The organism is Haloprofundus halobius, from assembly GCF_020097835.1.
GTDB lineage: Archaea > Halobacteriota > Halobacteria > Halobacteriales > Haloferacaceae > Haloprofundus > Haloprofundus halobius.
This window is the reverse complement of the sequence record NZ_CP083666.1, coordinates 2,524,876-2,541,502: the sequence shown is the minus strand read 5'-3', so window position 1 is coordinate 2,541,502 and position 16,627 is coordinate 2,524,876. Positions and strand designations below refer to the sequence as shown.

Below are 16,627 nucleotides of genomic sequence, written 5' to 3'. Positions count from 1 at the left end.
CACATACGAGTCTTCGTGACCTCGCACCGTCCGTCGTTGCGAACCGCTCTCGTCGGGGGTGTCCAGTGGGCGACGACGACCACATTCCTGTTCACGCTCCTGTTCGTCGGCCTCTCCACGGGACTCGAAACCCTGGGCGTCGCCGTCCAACCCGACCCATACGTCTCCTTCGCAGTCGGCGCCGCGGTGGCGTTCGTCGGCGGTGTCGCGTGGGTTCGCCGGCGGACTCCCTCGGCGGCCCACGGTCGGCGGGCCCACGCACGCCGCGTCGAGTCGCTCGTCCTGCTCGTCGGCTGCGGATTCGGCTATCAGGTCGTCGCGGTCGGCCTCGTCTCGAACACGGCCGTCGGGGCGACGGCTTCGGCGACCACCTTCGTTCCCATCCTCGCGAACGTCCTCGCGGTCGTAACCGCGTACGCCATTCCGTACGCCCTCGACGTCCACCCGTCTGCGGTCGACGGCGTGTTCGACGCCGAGACGCCGTGAGCTACCTTTCCCTACTCTACTTTACTCGCTCACGGCTGACGCCGTTCGCTCCTCGAGCTAACACCGGTTGGTCATCGACCGCGGCTCAGTCGATGTGGATAGCGGGCCGACCGGGATTGGCTTTGCGCGCGAGGTCGTCGTCGGCCTCGTCCGCGCCGAGAATGCGCACCTCGGCGTCGAACTCTCGTTCGATGAGCCACGTGGCGCGCTCCAACTCTACTCGTTCCCGCTCCGCGGAGAGCGTCTCCGAGAGCGACTGGCGCTCCTCTTGGAGGCTCTGCCCGAACGACGCCGCGGCGTCGCCCTGCGAACGGATCTCGTCGACCTGCATGATCTCGCTGATCACGTTGGGGGCGTCGGACTCGCGGGCGAGTTGCTGCGCGCGGAACTTCCACGGCGCTGCGACGACGACGTCGACGCGCTCGGGGTTTTCGATGCCGGCGACGTCGACGATGTGGCGGACGTCCGCCCGTGTGTTCTCGACCAGTTGACGCGCCAGCGCCAACTCCTCGGTGTCGCCGTCGAACGCCGGCCAGTCGGCCTCGACGACGAAGCCCTCGCCGCCGAGCGAATCCCACAGCTCCTCGCAGACGTGGGGTGCGACGGGAGTGAGCAGTTTGACGACCGTCCGGAGGCCGCGTTCGACGGTCGGGCCGTGCGGTGCGTCCGTCTCGCGGTACTGCGCGAGCAACGACGTCAGTTCGCGCGCCTCGCGCAGCGCCGTATTGAACGTCAGCGTCTCGAACTCCTCGCGGGCCGTCGCGACGGTGGCGTCTATCTCCCGCTCGACGTAGGCGGCCGTCTCGTCCGCCGCGCCGTCGTACTCGGTCTCGACGAACGTCCGGACCGCCTGCGTGAGTCGCTGCAGGTAGCGGTAACTCGACTCGACGCCCTCCTCGCTCCAGTCGAAGTCGCGTTCGGGCTGAGCGGCCTGCATCATGAACAGCCGCGCCGTGTCCGCGCCGTACTCCTCGACGATGCGCTGCGGCGAGACGACGTTGCCCTTCGACTTCGACATCTTCTCTCCCTCCAGCTGGACCATCCCCTGCGCTAGCAGGTTCGAGAACGGTTCGCGGTGCGCGAGTCCCTCCGTGTCGGCGAGCACCTTCGTGACGAACCGGCTGTACAGCAGGTGCATCACGGCGTGCTCGATGCCGCCGACGTACTGGTCGACCGGCATCCAGTCGTTGGCTCGGTCGATGTCGAACGGGGCGTCGTCGAGATCCGGTGAGACGTACCGCAGGAAGTACCACGATGAGTCGACGAACGTGTCCATCGTGTCCGTCTCGCGGACGGCGTCGCCGCCGCAGTCCGGACAGGTCGTCTGCTTCCACTCCTCGGCGGCGTCCAGCGGGTTACCGGTGGTGTTGACGAACTCGGGTAGTTCGACGGGGAGTTCTTCCTCGGGGACCAGAACCGGTCCGCAGTCGTCGCAGTGGACGACCGGAATCGGCGTCCCCCAGTAACGCTGCCGGGAGATACCCCAGTCGCGCAGGCGGTACTGTGTGGCGAACTCGGCGCGCTCGGTGTCCTCAGTAATTCGCTCGCGTGCGGTCTCGCTGTCGAGGCCGCTGTACTCGCCGGAGTCGACGAGCACGCCGTCCTCGGTGTACGCCGCCTCGCTCACGTCCGGCGGGGTCGGCTCGCCGTCCTCGGGTTCGGGGGCGACTACGGGGCGGATCTCGACGCCCATCTTCTCGGCGAAGGCGTGGTCGCGGTCGTCGTGGCCGGGGACACCCATCAGCGCGCCGGTGCCGACGTCCGACAGGACGAAGTCGGCGACGAAGACGGGCAGCTCCTCGCCCGTCACGGGGTTCGTCGCGGTCAGGCCGGTCTCGACGCCGTTCGGTTCGTCGCCCTCGGGGTCGGCCTCCTCCTCGAGGAACCGGCGGACGGCGTCGTCCTCGACGACCAGTTCCTGCGAGATGGGGTGGTCCGGGGCGAGCGCGAAGAACGTCGCGCCGAAGACGGTGTCCGCGCGGGTGGTGAACGCCTCGACGGGGCCGTGGTCCTCCACCTCGAACGTCAGCCGGGTGCCGCGCTGGCGGCCGATCCAGTTGCGCTGCATCTGGCGGACGGAGGCGGGCCACCCGTCGAGTTCGTCGATGTCGTCGAGCAGTTCGTCGGCGTACTCGGTGATCTTCAGGAACCACTGGGCGAGTTCGCGCTGCTCGACGGGGGTGCCGCAGCGCCAGCAGAGTTCGGCCTCGCCCTCGACCTGCTCGTCGGCCAGCACCGTCTCGCAGGAGGGACACCAGTTCACCTCGGCGTCGCGCCGCTCGACGAGTCCTTCCTCGTGAAACCGGCGGAACAGCCACTGGTTCCACCGGTAGTACTCGGGTTCGCAGGTGGTGACCTCGCGCTGCCAGTCGTAGCCGAACCCCATTGACTCCATCTGCTCGCGCATCGTCGCGATGCAGTCGAGCGTCCAGTCGCGAGGGTTCGTGTCCCGCTCTTTGGCGGCGTTCTCGGCGGGGAGGCCGAACGCGTCCCACCCCATCGGGTGGAGCACGCTGTCGCCGCGCATCCGTCGGTACCGGGCGTAGGCGTCGGTGATGGTGTAGTTTCGGACGTGGCCCATGTGGAGTTTCCCCGACGGGTACGGGTACATTCCCAGGACGTACGTCGGGTCCTCGGCTTCGTCGGAGGTGTGGAACACGTCGGCCTCCGCCCACGCATCCTGCCAGCGTTTCTCTATCTCCGCGTGGTCGTAGTAGTCTCGTGTTTGCATCGAAAATCCCGCGTTGCTGAAACAGTTGTGCCGTCGAACTTCTATAGGTTGCTATCTGACAGCGAACGGTCTGCGCTCGCACTACTGAGACTGCCCAGTCGGCTCGAACCGCGGGCGTTTCACGCGGCCCTCGTCACCCAGTCGCCGTCAGCCGGTCGGCGACGCCGACCATCCCCGCGCCGACGACGCCGAGAACCCCCGAGGCGGCGAAGGCGGGCGCGTAACTCGCGAATGCGTCGTAGACGAGACCCGCAGATGGCGGGGCCAGAAGCCCCGAAATCGCAAAGGAGACGGAGACGAGGCCGAAGACGACGTTGATGTTGTCGGCACCGAACAGATCCGCCGTGAGCGGCGAGAGCAGCGCGCCGTTGCCGCCGTAGGCCGCGCCGTAGACGAGTGCGAAGACGTACACCGCCGCCGCGGACTCCGTCGCCGCGAGCACGATAGTCGACAGGCCCATCGTCGCCGAGCAGGCGACGAACACCCGCGTCCGGCCGAGTCTGTCGGCGACACCGCCGATTCCGAGACGGGCGACGCTGGTCGCCGCGCCGACGAGGGTGAGTCCCAAGACGCCGACGCCGCGGCCGAGTCCCGCGTCGGCCGTGTAAACGACGAGGTGCGCGAAGACGACGTACAGCGACGCGTAGATGAACACCCATCCGAAGAGGACGAGCAGGAACGCGGGCGTCCGTGCGACAGCCACCGTCTCGCGGAACTGGGCCCGCCACGGCATCGCCTCGCGGTCGACGGGCGCGCCGCCGTCGAACTCCACCTTCGCATCGACGTCGAGGCGGCGCGGACTGTCGGCGACGAGCGCGGCGGCGAGGGCCAACATCGCCAGCGCGGCGAGGAGGAACACGCCGTACGTCCAGCGCCACCCGACGGCGACGATGAGCGCGGAGGCCGCGGGCGTGGCGACCAGCATGCCGACGCCCGTGCCCGAACTGGCGAGACCACCGGCGAACCCGCGTCGTCGCTCGAACCACCGCGGCACCGTCGCGAACGCGACGACGTAGACGACGCTGAGGCCGAGCGACGTGACGACGCCGTAGAACAGGAGCACCTGCAGAAACGACGTGCTCAGCGCGAGGCCGCCGAGTCCGACGGTCAGAAAGCCCATCGCGGCCAGAAGCAGCGGGCGTGTTCCGTACCGGTCGACGAACCCGCCGACGACGGCCGCCCCGACGTACATCACGAACGTCTGGACGCCGAAGATGAGCGAGGTTTCGCCGCGCGAGCGTCCGAACTCGACGAGCATCCGGTCGAAGAACACGCCGAACGAGTAGGAGACGCCGAAGACGACCGTCGCGCCGAGGAAGCACGCGAAGGCGACGAACCAGCCGTAGTAGACGTTCGAGCGCTTCGCCCACGAGTACACGGGGTCACACCTCCCGGCGAGCAGCGTCCTCGTCTCGTGGTGACCGAGCGTTCGTCCTCCCCGCCATCGTTACTGGTCGGCGTTGCCGGTCGCACTCGCGTCGCTGTCCCGCTTCTCGCCCTCGCCCGGCGTGTGTGTGAGTTCGGCGTCGCCGTACTCGTCGCGCAACTGCTTCTTGTCGAACTTCCCCGTCGCGGTCTTGGGAACCTCCTCGACGAACACGACGCTGTCGGGGAGCCACCACCGCGGGTAGCGCTCTCCGAGGAACGCGAGTACCCCCTCGCCGGTGAGCGACGCCCCCGGCTTCCGCTGGACGCAGGCGACCGGCCGCTCGTGCCAGCGCTCGTGCGGCACGCCGATGACGGCGGCTTCGAGCACGTCGTCGTGTTCCATCAACGCGTTCTCCAGTTCGATGCTCGAAATCCACTCGCCGCCGCTCTTGATGACGTCCTTCGCCCGGTCGACGAGTTCGAGGTAGCCGTCCTCGTCGACGACGGCGATGTCTCCCGTCTTCAGCCAGCCGTCTTCGAAGCTCCCGCGGTTGGCTTCCGGGCAGTTGTAGTACTCGGAAACGACGGTCGGCCCGCGGACGTACAGCTCCCCGGCGGCCTCGCCGTCCCACGGCACCTCCTCGCCGCCGTCGTCGACGACTTTCATCTCCATGCCCGGCGAGAGCAGCCCCTGTTTGGCTCGCTTCTCGAAGCGCGCCTCTCGATCCCAGTCGCCCATGTGGCTCTTCGGCCGCGAGACGCTGCCGATGCTCATCGTCTCGGTCATCCCCCACGCGTGCTCGATCGTGACGCCGTGTTCGTCCTCGAAGCGGCGCATGACGGCGCTCGGTGCCGCGCTGCCGCCGACGACGATGCGTTCGAGGCTGCTGATATCGGCCTCGTGGTCGTCGAGGTAGTCGAGCAAATTTATCCAGACCGTCGGCACCCCCGCGGTGAGCGTGACGTCCTCCTCCTCGATGAGGCGCGCGAGCGTCTCGGCGTCCGGCGACGGACCCGGGTACACCTGCTCGGCCCCGGCCATCGCCGCCGAGAAGGGGAGTTCCCACGAGTTGACGTGGTACATCGGGACGACGTGCATCACCACGTCGCTCTCGTCGACGCCGATGGCCGACGGCGTCGCGACCATCATCGAGTGGCTGTACATCATCTTCTGGGTGTACTCGACACCTTTCGGCTTGCCGGTCGTCCCCGACGTGTAGCACATCCCGGCGGGCTGGTCCTCCGAGAGGTCGGGCCACGCTATCGGGTCGGCGTCGGCGACGAGTTCCTCGTAGGCGGTGACACAGTCGAGGTCGGTTTCGGGGACGTGGTCGTCCAGAACGATTACCTCGCGGACGTCGTCGAAGCGGTCCCAGAGACGCTCTATCGTCTCGAACGGCTCACCGGGGTCGACGAGTAACACCTCGTCGCCGGCGTCCTCGACGATGTACTCGACGTGGTCGTCGGGGAGGACGGCGTTGATGGTATGCAACTGTGCACCCATCAGCGGAATAGCGAAGTACGCCTCGTAGTGGCGATGGGTGTTCCACCCGACCGTCCCGACGCGGTCGCCCGATTCGACGCCGAGCGACGACAGCGCGCCAGCGAGTCTCCGCGCTCGCTCGCCGAACTCGCGGTAGGTGTAGTGGGTCATCCCGTCCGGGCCGCGCGAGACGACTTCCGTCTCGGGAAAGAGCCTCGTCGCGCGCCAGAAGAACGGTCGAAGGGTCAGCTCCGTGGATGACATAATCTACCGTGACAGACGGTAGTCACCCCCATTAGTTCTGCCGACCGCGGAAGCGTTCGTCGGCGACCCCGTTCGCTCGGCGTCGACTTCCTCGTCGGAGTCGACTCACCCGCCGGAGGGTTCATCGCGGTGGCCCGCCAACCGGCGGAGCGTGAACGACGACGCCGACGAGGAGGAGGCGAACGACTGGCGGGCCGTGTTCTGGGATATCGGCGGCGTCCTCCTCGACGTCGACTCAGCCCGTGAATCCCACCGACGGTTCGTCGAGGCGCTCGACGGCAGCTACGACCTCTCGACGCCCGTCGACGTCGCGCTGGAGCTGTGGCGGACAGAAGTCGGTCGCCACTTCCACGAACGCGACGGAACCGAGTTTCGGTCCTCGCGCGCGGCCTACGGCCGCGCCGTCGACGCCGTCGTCGGCGACTCGGTCCCGTCCGACGAGTGGTTTCCCGCGTTCGAGCGCGTCCAGCGCGAGACGTTGCGGCCGAACCCGGGCGCCGTCGAAACCGTCGAACGACTCGCCGAGACCGACTACCACGTCGGCGTCGTCAGCGACATCGACACTGCCGAGGCGCGGCTCATCTTCGATATCTTCGGCCTCGCGGACGCCTTCGACTCGGTGACGACCTCCGAGTCGGTCGGCCGGACGAAACCCGATCCGGCGATGTTCGAGGCGGCGTTGGCCGCCGCCGAGGTGTCGCCTGAGACCGCTCTGATGGTCGGTGACCGCTACGACCACGACATGGCGGGTGCGGCGGACGCCGGACTCCACACCGTCGCGTACGGGGCCGACGACGGTCCAGCAGTCGACTACCGCGTCGACGACTTGCGGGCGATTCTCGACATCGTCGGCGTCGAGTCGTAGGACGAGCGTCCGTGTGCTGGTCGACCCGGCGGAGCGTTTTAGACGATGGTTCGTCAACTGCTACCGATGACCAACGAGCGGGGCTACGAGGACAGACTCGTCGACGAGCGCCGACTCCGGACGTATCTCGCGTCCGAACTCGGCGAGACGGAGACGTTCGCCGTCGAGTGGCACCGGGAGGGCCACTCCAACGAGACGCTGTTCGTCACGTGGGACGACTGCGAACTCGTGTTGCGACGGCCGCCGCCGGGCGAGACGGCCGATACGGCTCACGACGTGGGCCGGGAGTATCGGGTGATGGACGCCTTGCAGGGAACCGCCGTTCCGGTCCCGCCGACGGTGCTGTACTGCGAAGACGACTCGGTCATCGGCAGCGAGTTCTACCTGATGGAGCGTGTCGACGGCGACGTAGTCCGACTCGACGAACCCGAGCGCTTTGCGACCCCTGAGCGACGGGCGGAACTGGGTTGCGAACTCGTCGACTCGCTGGCGGCGATTCACGCCCTCGACGTCGAGTCCGTCGGCCTCGGCGAGTTCGGCCGCCCGGAGGGCTACCTCGAACGACAGGTCGACCGCTGGGAGAAGCAGATGGCGTGGGCCGCGGGGCGGACCGAGCGTCCGGAGGGGTTACCGGGCCGTGACGCGGTGGAGTCGTGGCTCGGCGAGAACGTGCCCGACGCTCCCCGGCACACGCTCGTCCACGGCGACTACAAACTCGACAACGTCATCCTCGCGCCGGGGACGCCGCCCGAAATCGGGGCCGTCGTCGACTGGGAGCTCAGCACCCTCGGCGCGCCGCTCGCCGATCTGGGGTGGATGCTGCTGTTCTGGCACGACGACGCCGACGAGGAACCGCCGATTCCCGAACTGATGCCGTCGTTCACGGCGCGGGAGGGGTATCCGACCCGCCGCGAACTCGCCGCGCGCTACGAGGAGCGGTCGGGTGTCGCCGTCGAGCACTCGACGTTCTATCTGACGTTGGCGACGTACAAACTGGCGGCGGTCTGTGAGATGTTCTACGCGCGGCACCTCGCGGGCGACAGCGACGACTCGCTGTATGCCGCTATGGACGAGGGGACGCCGAAACTCGTCGCGTATGCAGAGGACGTAATCGACGGGACGCAGGGATGGTAAACCGATGAAACCGACTGAGACGCTGTACTTCGAGGAATTGGCCGTCGGCGACGCGTTCGAGACGGGCGGCCGAACCGTGACCCGCGCGGAGATAATCGACTTCGCCGACCGCTACGACCCCCAACCGTTCCACGTCGACGCCGAGGCCGTCGAGGAGTCGGTGTTCGACGAACTCGTCGCCAGCGGCCTCCACACGATGGCGCTCGCCAACCGCCTCGTCACCGACGACTTCTACGCACGTACCTCGGTGATGGGCGGGACGGGCATCGAGGAGGCGAACTTCCTCGCGCCGGTCCGCGCCGGCGACACGCTCTCGGTCCGCGTCGAAATCGTCGGGAAACGGGCGTCGGCGTCGAAACCCGACCGCGGCCTCGTCACCGTCGAACAGGCCGTCTCGAATCAAGCGGACGAAACCGTGTTGACGCTGCGGATCACGAGCTTCTTCCGGCGGCGGTCGGCGAACGAGGGCCGACTCGGCGGGCCGAACTGATAGTCGGTGGTGGCGGTTAGTCGACTCGGCCCTGTCGAAATCCTCGTTCGTTGCAGTCCTCGATCAGCGATCGTTCGACGAGACGATACTGAATAGAGAGACTGAATCCTCGCCGTTTCGTGCTCCCCTCGGGGCGAAAGAGCTCCACAGCGTTCGCTTCTTGAATGTTATTCGACACTTCACCGTTTTTCCGCAACGTAGTACGGCCAGGGGTCAACTGGAAGGGCGCATTCCAGATCGAACTGCGTCAGCGTGGCAAGATGGTCGAACCCTGCTACGTTGAGCTGGCGCGACTGCTCTTCGGGCGTGATGAAGTACGTTTCTATCAGCCCTTCCGGCATAATGTCGAGCTTGTACCGAGACCGACCTCGGTTGCCGCAGATGTTGACTATCCAGAAGAGCAGCACCCGCGCGTATTCGAGCGGGTTGAGCGGATTCGACCCGACGATGTACCGGGAGTTGTGGCTGCTAAATACGAACCGACCGTCCGGTTTGAGGACTCGGTGAATTTCGGCGAGTGCGGCGAGTCGGTTGTCTTCATCAGTAATATAATCTAATCCGTTGAACGAGAACAACGCGTGATCAAACGAGCAGTCGCTAAAGGGTAAGTCGGTCGCAGAGCCGACGACCATACACGAGTCAGGCAGTAGCTCTGTCGCGGCGGTAATCATCTGCGAACTGATGTCGAGCCCTACTACGTCGAAACCGCGGTCGAGGAGTTGTTTGGTCGTACGCCCGGCACCACAGCCGAGGTCGAGGATTCGACCAGGAGGGTCCCCGAAGGACGAAACCGCCTCCGCTTCGTGCGAAAAGAACCCGTTCTGGACCTTGTGGGTATACTGGGCGACGGTCTCGTCGGCGGGAAACGAACTGGCCATACGTATGCTGACTTGGACCGGATTCATAATCATGATTCCGTAGAACGAGGACCGTCTAGTCGACGACTATATTCGATTTTATAACGTGAATATCGATGCAAGACGCGTGGCACGGACGTCGACCAGTTTCCCTGAAGGACGTGTGCTCTCCGTTCAGCACGCGATTTCTGTCACGACCCGGGACGCCAACGAAGTCGTTCACTCCTCCTCCGGCCGGTTCCGAATGTACTCCAGCGTCTCGCAGACCAACACCGTTCGCCCGTCGGCGGTCGTCACCGCGTCGCGGAACGTCACGATACCGCCCGGCGACTTGTCGCGCTTGTCGACGATTTCCCGGTTCACGGAGATGGTGTCGCCGACGAACGTCGCCGCCGGAATCCGCATCGAGTCCAGTCCGTAGTAACAGACGTTCGACGCCTCGTTACGGAAGTCGCTCGTAACGAGGCCCTCCATCACCGAGTACGTCAGCGGCGCGTGGACCGGTCGCTCGCCGAACTCGGTGTCGGCGGCGTAGGCGGCGTTCATCTGTAACTCGTTCATGTCGCCGGTGTTGCCGGCGTGGGTGACGAGGTGCGTCTCGGTGATGGTGCGCCCGCGGGTCTCGAACGTGTCGCCGACGGAGAGGTCGTCGTAGTACCGAACTGGCCCTGACATCTGTCTGTGGTACGGGAACACGTCACATAACTGCTCGCCCGCAGGAAGCTTTATACTCGATTTATGCTAGCAGATAGCATGAATCTCGAACACGCGCTGGAGCGGACGGCGCGACATCATCCCGACGCCGTCGCGCTGTCGGGACGGGGCGTCGACACCGCTTCGTCTTCGACGCAACGAGCAGACGGCGAGCGAACGTACCGCGAACTCGCCGACCGGGTTCGGCGACTTGCCGGCGGCCTCGCCGAACTGGGCGTCGAACGCGGTGACCGCGTCGCTATCCTCACGCGCAACCACGCCGCGTTCGTCGAGACGTCGTTCGCGCTCTATCGGCTCGGCGCGAGCAAAGTTCCCTTGAACTCGATGCTCACGCCCCGCGAGCACGACATGCTCGTCGACGACGCGGGCGCGGCGGTGTTGGTGACGGAGGCGTCGTTCGCCGACCACTACGAGAAGATGGAGTCGTCGCCGCGGGCGATGGTGGTCGTCGGCGAAGGGGAGGACGAAACACGTCCCGAAACGTGGAGCGAGAACGCACACGGCTACGACTCGCTTCTGGACGCCGACCCGACCGACCGCCCCGCCGATGTCTCGCTCGACGACCCGTGCGCGGTGATGTACACCTCGGGGACGACGGGACGGCCGAAAGGCGTCCTGCACACCCACGGGACGTGGCTCTCGACGGCACTCGGGCTGAAAGACGCGCTCGACCAGACGGAGCGAGAGGTGACGCTGCACGCCGCGCCGTTGACTCACGGGTCCGGATTTCTGGTCGAATCGACGGTCCTGGCGGCCGGCGAGAACCACCTCGAAGACGGGTTCGCGCCCGACCGATTCCTCGACGCCGTCGAGTCGCGCGGCGTCAACACCGTCTTTCTCGCGCCGACGATGGTGTACAAACTCCTCGACAACTACGACGGCGGCCGCGACACGAACTCGCTGAAGAACGTCTACTACGCCGGGTCACCGATGAGCGCCGCGCGCCTCGCCGAGGGGATGGACCGCCTCGGCGACGTGTTCGTCCAGTCGTACGCACAGATGGAGTGTCCGATGCTGGTCACGCTGCTCGACCACGAAGACCACCGACGTGCGCTCGACGAACACGAGGAACGCCTCGCGTCGGCCGGACGCGAGGTCGAAATCGCACAGGTCCGCATCGTCGACGACGAAGGCGAAGACGTCCCGCCGGGCGACCCCGGTGAGGTAGTCGTGACGGGGCCACACGTCACGCCGGGCTATCTGAATCTCCCCGAGAAAACGGGGGCGGCGTTCTCGGGCAACTGGCTCCACACCGGCGACATCGGCCGCGTCGACGACGAGGGCTACCTCTACGTCATGGATCGCAAGAAGGACATGATAATCACCGGCGGGATGAACGTCTATCCCCGAGAAATCGAGGAGGTCGTCATCGGCCACGAGAGCGTCTCGAACGCCGCGGTCATCGGTGTCCCCGACGACTACTGGGGCGAGAAGGTGACTGCGGTCGTCGAACCGCGGCCACATTCTGATATCGATGCCGACGCGCTCGTCGCGGAGGTCGAAGCGCGCTGCGCCGAGTCACTAGCGGCGTACAAAAAACCGAAGACGATCGAAGTCGTCGACGAACTGCCGCGGAGTTCGTACGGGAAGGTGCTCAAGACGGACCTGCGCGAGCAGTACTGGGAGGGCGAGGAGCGCCGCATCTGACGGCTTTCGACCGTCGCCGTCTCCGCCTCGCTATGCCGACTCCGCCTTACCACGCCGTCTCCGCCTCGCTATGCCGACTCCGCCTTACCACGCCGTCTCCGCCTCGCTATGCCGACTCCGCCTCACTACGCCGTCTCCGCCTCACCACGCCGCTTCGAGGATAGAAACGATGTCCGACTCGGTGACCCGTTTCGGGTTGTTCGCCATCGCCGAGTCGTGCGCCGCGATCTTCGCCATCGCCTCGAAATCGTCGCGGTCGACCCCCACGTCGCGCAGGCGGTGCGGAACGCCTATCTCCTCCTGTAGCTCCCGAATCACCTCGCACATCGCCTCCAGCGTCGCTTCGTCCGCCGCTTCGTCACCCTTCACCTCGACGCCTAACGCGGTGGCGAGACGGGCCATCCGCTCGGGAACCGCGTCGTAGGTGAAGCGGATGCCGTGCGGCAGGAGGATGCTGTTGCCGTCGCCGTGGGAGACGGGGTGGCGCGCGCAGAGCGGGTGGTTGATACCGTGGTTGATGCTGATGCCGCCGACGATGCCGAGGCCGCTGAGACCCGCGCCGAGTTGGGCGGCCGCGAGCGCGTCGGGGTTGCCGTCGTTGACGGCCGCCGGGAGGTTCGAGACGAGCAGATCGATGGCTTTCTCGGCGGTCGCCTGGTAGAACGGGTTCTCGGCGTGGCCGTCGGAGTAGAGAATCTCCACCGCGTGGTCGAGCGCGTTCATGCCCGTGCTGGCTATCGTCGCGGGCGGCGTTGTCGCCGTCGCCGCCGAGTCGTAGATACACGCCTGCGGGCGAATCTTCTCGTCGAGAACCACCGCCTTGTCGCCCGCCTCCTCGTCGGTGACGCCGAAGATGTTCGAGACCTCAGCAGCCGATAGCGTCGTCGATACCGCGAACACCGGCGTCTTCGGCGCGGGGAGGTCCGGAATGTGTGACTCTCCATCCTCGGTCGTCCGTGTCTTCATCCCGTGGAGATTTCGTCCATTTTCGGCCGCGAACACCGAGATGGCCTTTGCGGTGTCGCTGGCGCTGCCGCCGCCGACGCTCACGAGTCCGTCGACGTCGTGTTCTTCGAACGCCTCGACGCCCGCCTCGACCGTCCGGAGCGGCGTGTCGCCGCGCGCCCCGGTGTAGGCGTGGACGCGCCGCTCGCCGAGGGCGTCGCCGACCGCGTCCATCAACACCTCGTTCGCGCCGACGTGCTCGCCGCAGACCACCATCGCCCGCTCGACGCTCGCCTCCGACAGCAAGCCCTCCAATCGCCCGATAGCACCCTCACCCCAGACGAATCGGGCGGCCTCGTACCGGTGTTCGCGCACCATACGCCTCCCGGACGCCGAATAGTGATAAATGTTGACGAAGGGCGTACTCCCGAACTGAGTCAATTGTTCACGAACAACAATCTACATGTGGTGGATGTCCGTACCCTCGTCCGAGAATGCGCATCGAAGCACTGCTCGAAACGCGAGTCGAGAAAACACCGGAGAAGCCGTTTCTGACGTTCCCGGACGCTCGATACAGCTACCGGGAGGTGGCCAACGAGTCGAAGCGGTACGCGAACGCGCTGTCGTCGCTCGACGTCGACGCGGGCGACGCCGTCGGCCTGTTCCTGCCGAACTGTCCGGAGTTCCTCTTTCTCATGTTCGCGAACGCGTACGTCGACAGCGTCACCGCGCCGTCGAACCCCGAGTACAAACCCGACGAACTGCGCCACTCGCTGGAACTCTCGCGGCCGGAACTGCTCGTCACGACGCCCGACCTCCTCGAAGTCGCCGAGGAAGCCGCCGAGGGGACGGCGGTCGAGCGGATTCTGACGACTGAGGGCGTCGACGAGTACGAGTCGCTGCCGGCGCTCGCAGCCGACCAATCGAGGGACGTCACCCCCCACGAGGGCGACGAAACCTCGGTCGGCCTGCACATGTACACCTCAGGGACGACGGGGCCGCCGAAGGCCGTCGAGTGCCGGCACGAGAACTGGACGCTGAGCGCAATCGACTTCCAGAAGCGGATGGGTTTCACCCACGAGGACACCCTCTTTACTGCGTTGCCGCTGTTTCACGCGAACGCCCAGATTTACTCGACGCTCGGCGCGGCGGCGGCGGGTGCGGAGGCCGTCGTCTACGAACGCTTCTCCTCCTCCCGGTGGTGGGACTGGTGCCGCGAACACGGCGTCACCGAGTTCAACGCCATGGGGAGCATGCTGAAGATGCTCGATAACGTCGACGAGTCGCCAACTGACACGGAGAACCCGGTCGAACTCGTCTTCTCGGCGGGGACGCCGCCGGAACTCATCGAGCCGTTCGAGGAGCGCTTCGGCCTGCGCGTCGTCGAGGGCTACTCGCTCACCGAGGACCCGCTGTTGATGCTCAACCCGACCGATCCCGAGAAGCGCCGTCTCGGGAGCATCGGCCTCCCGCCAGCCGAAAAACGAATCAGAGTCGTCGACGACGACGGTGACCCCGTCCCTACGGGTGAGAAGGGCGAGATAATCCAGAACTGCCCGGCGCTGATGGCAGGCTACCACCGCCAGCCCGACAAGACGGCCGAAGCGGTCGTCGACGGCTGGTTCCACACCGGCGACTACGGGAAACTCGACGAGGACGGCTTCGTCTACTTCCTCGACCGGAAGAAGGACATCGTCCGACGAGCCGGCGAGAACATCTCCTCCTACGAGGTCGAAGGCGTCATCAAGGCGCTCGACGCCGTCGACGAGGTCGCGGTCATCCCCAGTCCCGACGAGTTCTACACGGAGGTCGTCAAGGCGCTCGTCCGCGTCAAGGAAGGTCACCAGTTGACCGAGGAGGAGGTCGTCGAGACGTGTCGCGCCGAACTCGCGTCGTTCAAAATCCCCCGCTACGTCGAGTTCGTCGAGGAGTTCCCCTACACGCCGACCGGGAAGATTCAGAAACAGAAACTCCGGACGCGCGAGCGCGAGGAGGAGCCGAACCACTGGGACCGCGAGGGCGGGGAGCCCGCGGCGTCCGACGAGACTGATTCCGAGGAGGTGAGCCGATGAACGCGCTCGACGAGTTCGACCTCACGGGCCGTGTCGCCGTCGTCACCGGCGGCACGCGCGGTATCGGCCTCGCTATCGCCGAGGGACTCGCCTCCGCGGGAGCGACGGTGGTCCCGACCTCCCGAACCGAGTCGGACGTGGAGGCGGCGGCCGAGCGAATCGAGTCCTACGGCGTCGAGAGCCTCGTCGTCCCGACCGACGTGACCGACGACGAAGATATCAGAACGCTGTTCGAGCAGACGGCCGACGCCTTCGGCGGCGTCGACGTCGTCGTCAACAACGCGGGCGTCAACCCGGCCGCGGCGCTCGGTCGCCCCGAGGATGTCGACCCCGAGGGGTACGAGTTCGTGCTCGACGTAAACCTCCGCGGCGCGTTCCGCTGCGCGCAGGAGGCGGCCGAGTATCTCGGCGAGAGCGACGGCGGGGCGCTCGTCAACGTCGCGAGCGTCGGCGGCGTCGTCGGCCTGCCGCGCCAACACCCCTACGTCGCGTCGAAACACGGCCTCGTCGGCGTCACGAAGAGCATCGCGCTCGACTGGGCACCCGACGTGCGCGCGAACGTCGTCGCGCCGGGCTACGTCGCGACCGACCTCACCGAAGAGGTGCGCGAGAACGACACGCTCAGAGACTCGATACTCGACCGGACGCCGTTGGACCGCTTCGCCGACCCCGAGGAACTGGCCGGTCCGGTCGTCTTCCTCGCCAGCGACGCCGCGAGTTACGTGACCGGCGCGTGCCTCGCCGTCGACGGCGGATGGACCGCGCGCTAATCCCTGAAACCGAGTGGGCTCCGACTCCGAACTTTATGCTCTCGCGCACGTGTGGAAGCGCATGGCATTCGACGCCGACCGGGTGGAGACGCTCACGTTCGACTCGTACAGCACCGTCGTCGACGTGGAGGCGACCGAACGGGCACTCGCGGCCGTCACCGGCGGAGAGAGCGAGGAGAGCGACGACACCACCGCGGTCGCCCGACTCTGGCGGAATCAGTCGCTCACGTACACGATGGTCGCAAACGAGATCGACGCCTACGAGCCGTTCTACGAACTGAACCGCCGGGCGCTCACCTACGCGCTGGAGGCGCACGGCTACGACGTGTCGGCCGACCGGCGCGACGAGATCCTGTCGGTCTACCACGAGCTCGACGTATTCGACGACGTACGGGAGGGACTCGAACGACTCACCGACGCCGGGTACGACTGCTACGTCCTCTCGAACGGCAATCCCGAGATGCTCGACTCGATGGTCGAGCACGCAGATATCGGCGATTTACTCACCGAGACGGTGAGCGCCGACGAGATCGAGCGGTACAAACCGGCCGCCGAACTCTACGAGTTGGCCGCCGACAGAGCGGATACCCCCGTCGAGAACGTCGCCCACACCACCGCCGCGTGGTTCGACGTCGAGGGCGCACAGCACGCGGGGATGCAGGGTGTCTGGGCCGACCGAAAGTCGCTGCAGTGGGGCGGACTCGCGGGCGCTCCCGACCTGACGGTGACGACGTTCACCGAGCTCGCGGACGCGCTGGGGGCCTGAGGCGCGGCGAAACGCGGCGAAACGAGTCGAGGGGG

General features: G+C 66.5%; 14 protein-coding genes. 8 read left to right on the top strand and 6 right to left on the bottom strand.

Features of this window, described 5'->3' with window-relative positions:
• Nucleotides 1-15: 15 nt before the first annotated feature.
• Nucleotides 16-486, top strand: coding sequence for a hypothetical protein (locus LAQ74_RS13380; protein WP_224333031.1), 471 nt, complete (start codon nucleotides 16-18; stop codon nucleotides 484-486).
• Nucleotides 487-571: 85 nt separating this feature from the next.
• Here the strand turns inward: LAQ74_RS13380 and leuS are convergent, their stop codons facing one another.
• The 3 genes from leuS to LAQ74_RS13365 all read right to left on the bottom strand — a co-directional run bounded on the left by leuS (nucleotide 572) and on the right by LAQ74_RS13365 (nucleotide 6,332).
• On the bottom strand, nucleotides 572-3,217 hold the full coding sequence (gene leuS / locus LAQ74_RS13375) for a leucine--tRNA ligase (RefSeq protein ID WP_224333030.1): 2,646 nt from the start codon (nucleotides 3,215-3,217) through the stop codon (nucleotides 572-574).
• A gap of 133 nt (nucleotides 3,218-3,350) precedes the next feature.
• Nucleotides 3,351-4,595, bottom strand: a complete 1,245-nt coding sequence (locus LAQ74_RS13370) for an MFS transporter (RefSeq protein ID WP_224333029.1) — start codon at nucleotides 4,593-4,595, stop codon at nucleotides 3,351-3,353.
• 69 nt (nucleotides 4,596-4,664) lie between these two features.
• Nucleotides 4,665-6,332, bottom strand: coding sequence for a long-chain fatty acid--CoA ligase (locus LAQ74_RS13365; RefSeq protein ID WP_224333028.1), 1,668 nt, complete (start codon nucleotides 6,330-6,332; stop codon nucleotides 4,665-4,667).
• Nucleotides 6,333-6,483: 151 nt separating this feature from the next.
• On the opposite strand from LAQ74_RS13365, the gene LAQ74_RS13360 reads away from it, so the two are divergent.
• The 3 genes from LAQ74_RS13360 to LAQ74_RS13350 all read left to right on the top strand — a co-directional run bounded on the left by LAQ74_RS13360 (nucleotide 6,484) and on the right by LAQ74_RS13350 (nucleotide 8,821).
• Nucleotides 6,484-7,197 (top strand): HAD family hydrolase, encoded by a 714-nt coding sequence (locus LAQ74_RS13360; protein WP_224333027.1) that lies wholly within the window; start codon nucleotides 6,484-6,486, stop codon nucleotides 7,195-7,197.
• 66 nt (nucleotides 7,198-7,263) lie between these two features.
• Complete coding sequence (locus tag LAQ74_RS13355) at nucleotides 7,264-8,331, top strand: phosphotransferase family protein (protein WP_224333026.1); 1,068 nt, start codon at nucleotides 7,264-7,266, stop codon at nucleotides 8,329-8,331.
• 4 nt (nucleotides 8,332-8,335) lie between these two features.
• Nucleotides 8,336-8,821, top strand: a complete 486-nt coding sequence (locus LAQ74_RS13350; protein WP_224333025.1) for a MaoC family dehydratase — start codon at nucleotides 8,336-8,338, stop codon at nucleotides 8,819-8,821.
• A gap of 179 nt (nucleotides 8,822-9,000) precedes the next feature.
• On the opposite strand, the gene LAQ74_RS13345 is transcribed toward LAQ74_RS13350, so the two are convergent.
• Nucleotides 9,001-9,726, bottom strand: coding sequence for a class I SAM-dependent methyltransferase (locus LAQ74_RS13345; protein ID WP_224333024.1), 726 nt, complete (start codon nucleotides 9,724-9,726; stop codon nucleotides 9,001-9,003).
• A gap of 171 nt (nucleotides 9,727-9,897) precedes the next feature.
• On the bottom strand, nucleotides 9,898-10,353 hold the full coding sequence (locus tag LAQ74_RS13340) for a MaoC/PaaZ C-terminal domain-containing protein (protein WP_224333023.1): 456 nt from the start codon (nucleotides 10,351-10,353) through the stop codon (nucleotides 9,898-9,900).
• A 78-nt stretch (nucleotides 10,354-10,431) separates the two neighbouring features.
• Between LAQ74_RS13340 and LAQ74_RS13335 the strand changes: the two genes are divergently transcribed.
• The gene (locus LAQ74_RS13335) at nucleotides 10,432-12,039 is read left to right on the top strand and encodes an AMP-binding protein (protein WP_224333022.1); all 1,608 of its coding nucleotides are present in this window, start codon (nucleotides 10,432-10,434) and stop codon (nucleotides 12,037-12,039) included.
• A 141-nt stretch (nucleotides 12,040-12,180) separates the two neighbouring features.
• Here the strand turns inward: LAQ74_RS13335 and LAQ74_RS13330 are convergent, their stop codons facing one another.
• Entirely contained in the window at nucleotides 12,181-13,362 is a 1,182-nt protein-coding gene (locus LAQ74_RS13330) for an iron-containing alcohol dehydrogenase family protein (RefSeq protein ID WP_224333021.1), read from the bottom strand.
• A gap of 116 nt (nucleotides 13,363-13,478) precedes the next feature.
• On the opposite strand from LAQ74_RS13330, the gene LAQ74_RS13325 reads away from it, so the two are divergent.
• The 3 genes from LAQ74_RS13325 (at nucleotide 13,479) to LAQ74_RS13315 (ending at nucleotide 16,592) form a co-directional block, all read left to right on the top strand.
• Entirely contained in the window at nucleotides 13,479-15,056 is a 1,578-nt protein-coding gene (locus tag LAQ74_RS13325) for a class I adenylate-forming enzyme family protein (protein ID WP_224333020.1), read from the top strand.
• A complete protein-coding gene (locus tag LAQ74_RS13320; protein WP_224333019.1) occupies nucleotides 15,053-15,826 on the top strand; it encodes an SDR family NAD(P)-dependent oxidoreductase in 774 nt (257 codons plus the stop codon). The genes LAQ74_RS13325 and LAQ74_RS13320 overlap by 4 nt, the downstream gene beginning before the upstream one ends.
• A gap of 61 nt (nucleotides 15,827-15,887) precedes the next feature.
• Complete coding sequence (locus LAQ74_RS13315) at nucleotides 15,888-16,592, top strand: haloacid dehalogenase type II (protein WP_224333018.1); 705 nt, start codon at nucleotides 15,888-15,890, stop codon at nucleotides 16,590-16,592.
• Nucleotides 16,593-16,627: the final 35 nt, after the last annotated feature.

Bases quoted from the DNA above. Each gene is read 5' to 3' on its own strand.
- LAQ74_RS13365 (WP_224333028.1), bottom strand. From the start codon at position 6,332: ATGTCATCCACGGAGCTGACCCTTCGACCGTTCTTCTGGCGCGCGACG.
- LAQ74_RS13315 (WP_224333018.1), top strand. From the start codon at position 15,888: ATGGCATTCGACGCCGACCGGGTGGAGACGCTCACGTTCGACTCGTAC.
- leuS (WP_224333030.1), bottom strand. From the start codon at position 3,217: ATGCAAACACGAGACTACTACGACCACGCGGAGATAGAGAAACGCTGG.
- LAQ74_RS13330 (WP_224333021.1), bottom strand. From the start codon at position 13,362: ATGGTGCGCGAACACCGGTACGAGGCCGCCCGATTCGTCTGGGGTGAG.
- LAQ74_RS13325 (WP_224333020.1), top strand. From the start codon at position 13,479: ATGCGCATCGAAGCACTGCTCGAAACGCGAGTCGAGAAAACACCGGAG.
- LAQ74_RS13340 (WP_224333023.1), bottom strand. From the start codon at position 10,353: ATGTCAGGGCCAGTTCGGTACTACGACGACCTCTCCGTCGGCGACACG.
- LAQ74_RS13355 (WP_224333026.1), top strand. From the start codon at position 7,264: ATGACCAACGAGCGGGGCTACGAGGACAGACTCGTCGACGAGCGCCGA.
- LAQ74_RS13345 (WP_224333024.1), bottom strand. From the start codon at position 9,726: ATGAATCCGGTCCAAGTCAGCATACGTATGGCCAGTTCGTTTCCCGCC.
- LAQ74_RS13350 (WP_224333025.1), top strand. From the start codon at position 8,336: ATGAAACCGACTGAGACGCTGTACTTCGAGGAATTGGCCGTCGGCGAC.
- LAQ74_RS13335 (WP_224333022.1), top strand. From the start codon at position 10,432: ATGAATCTCGAACACGCGCTGGAGCGGACGGCGCGACATCATCCCGAC.
- LAQ74_RS13320 (WP_224333019.1), top strand. From the start codon at position 15,053: ATGAACGCGCTCGACGAGTTCGACCTCACGGGCCGTGTCGCCGTCGTC.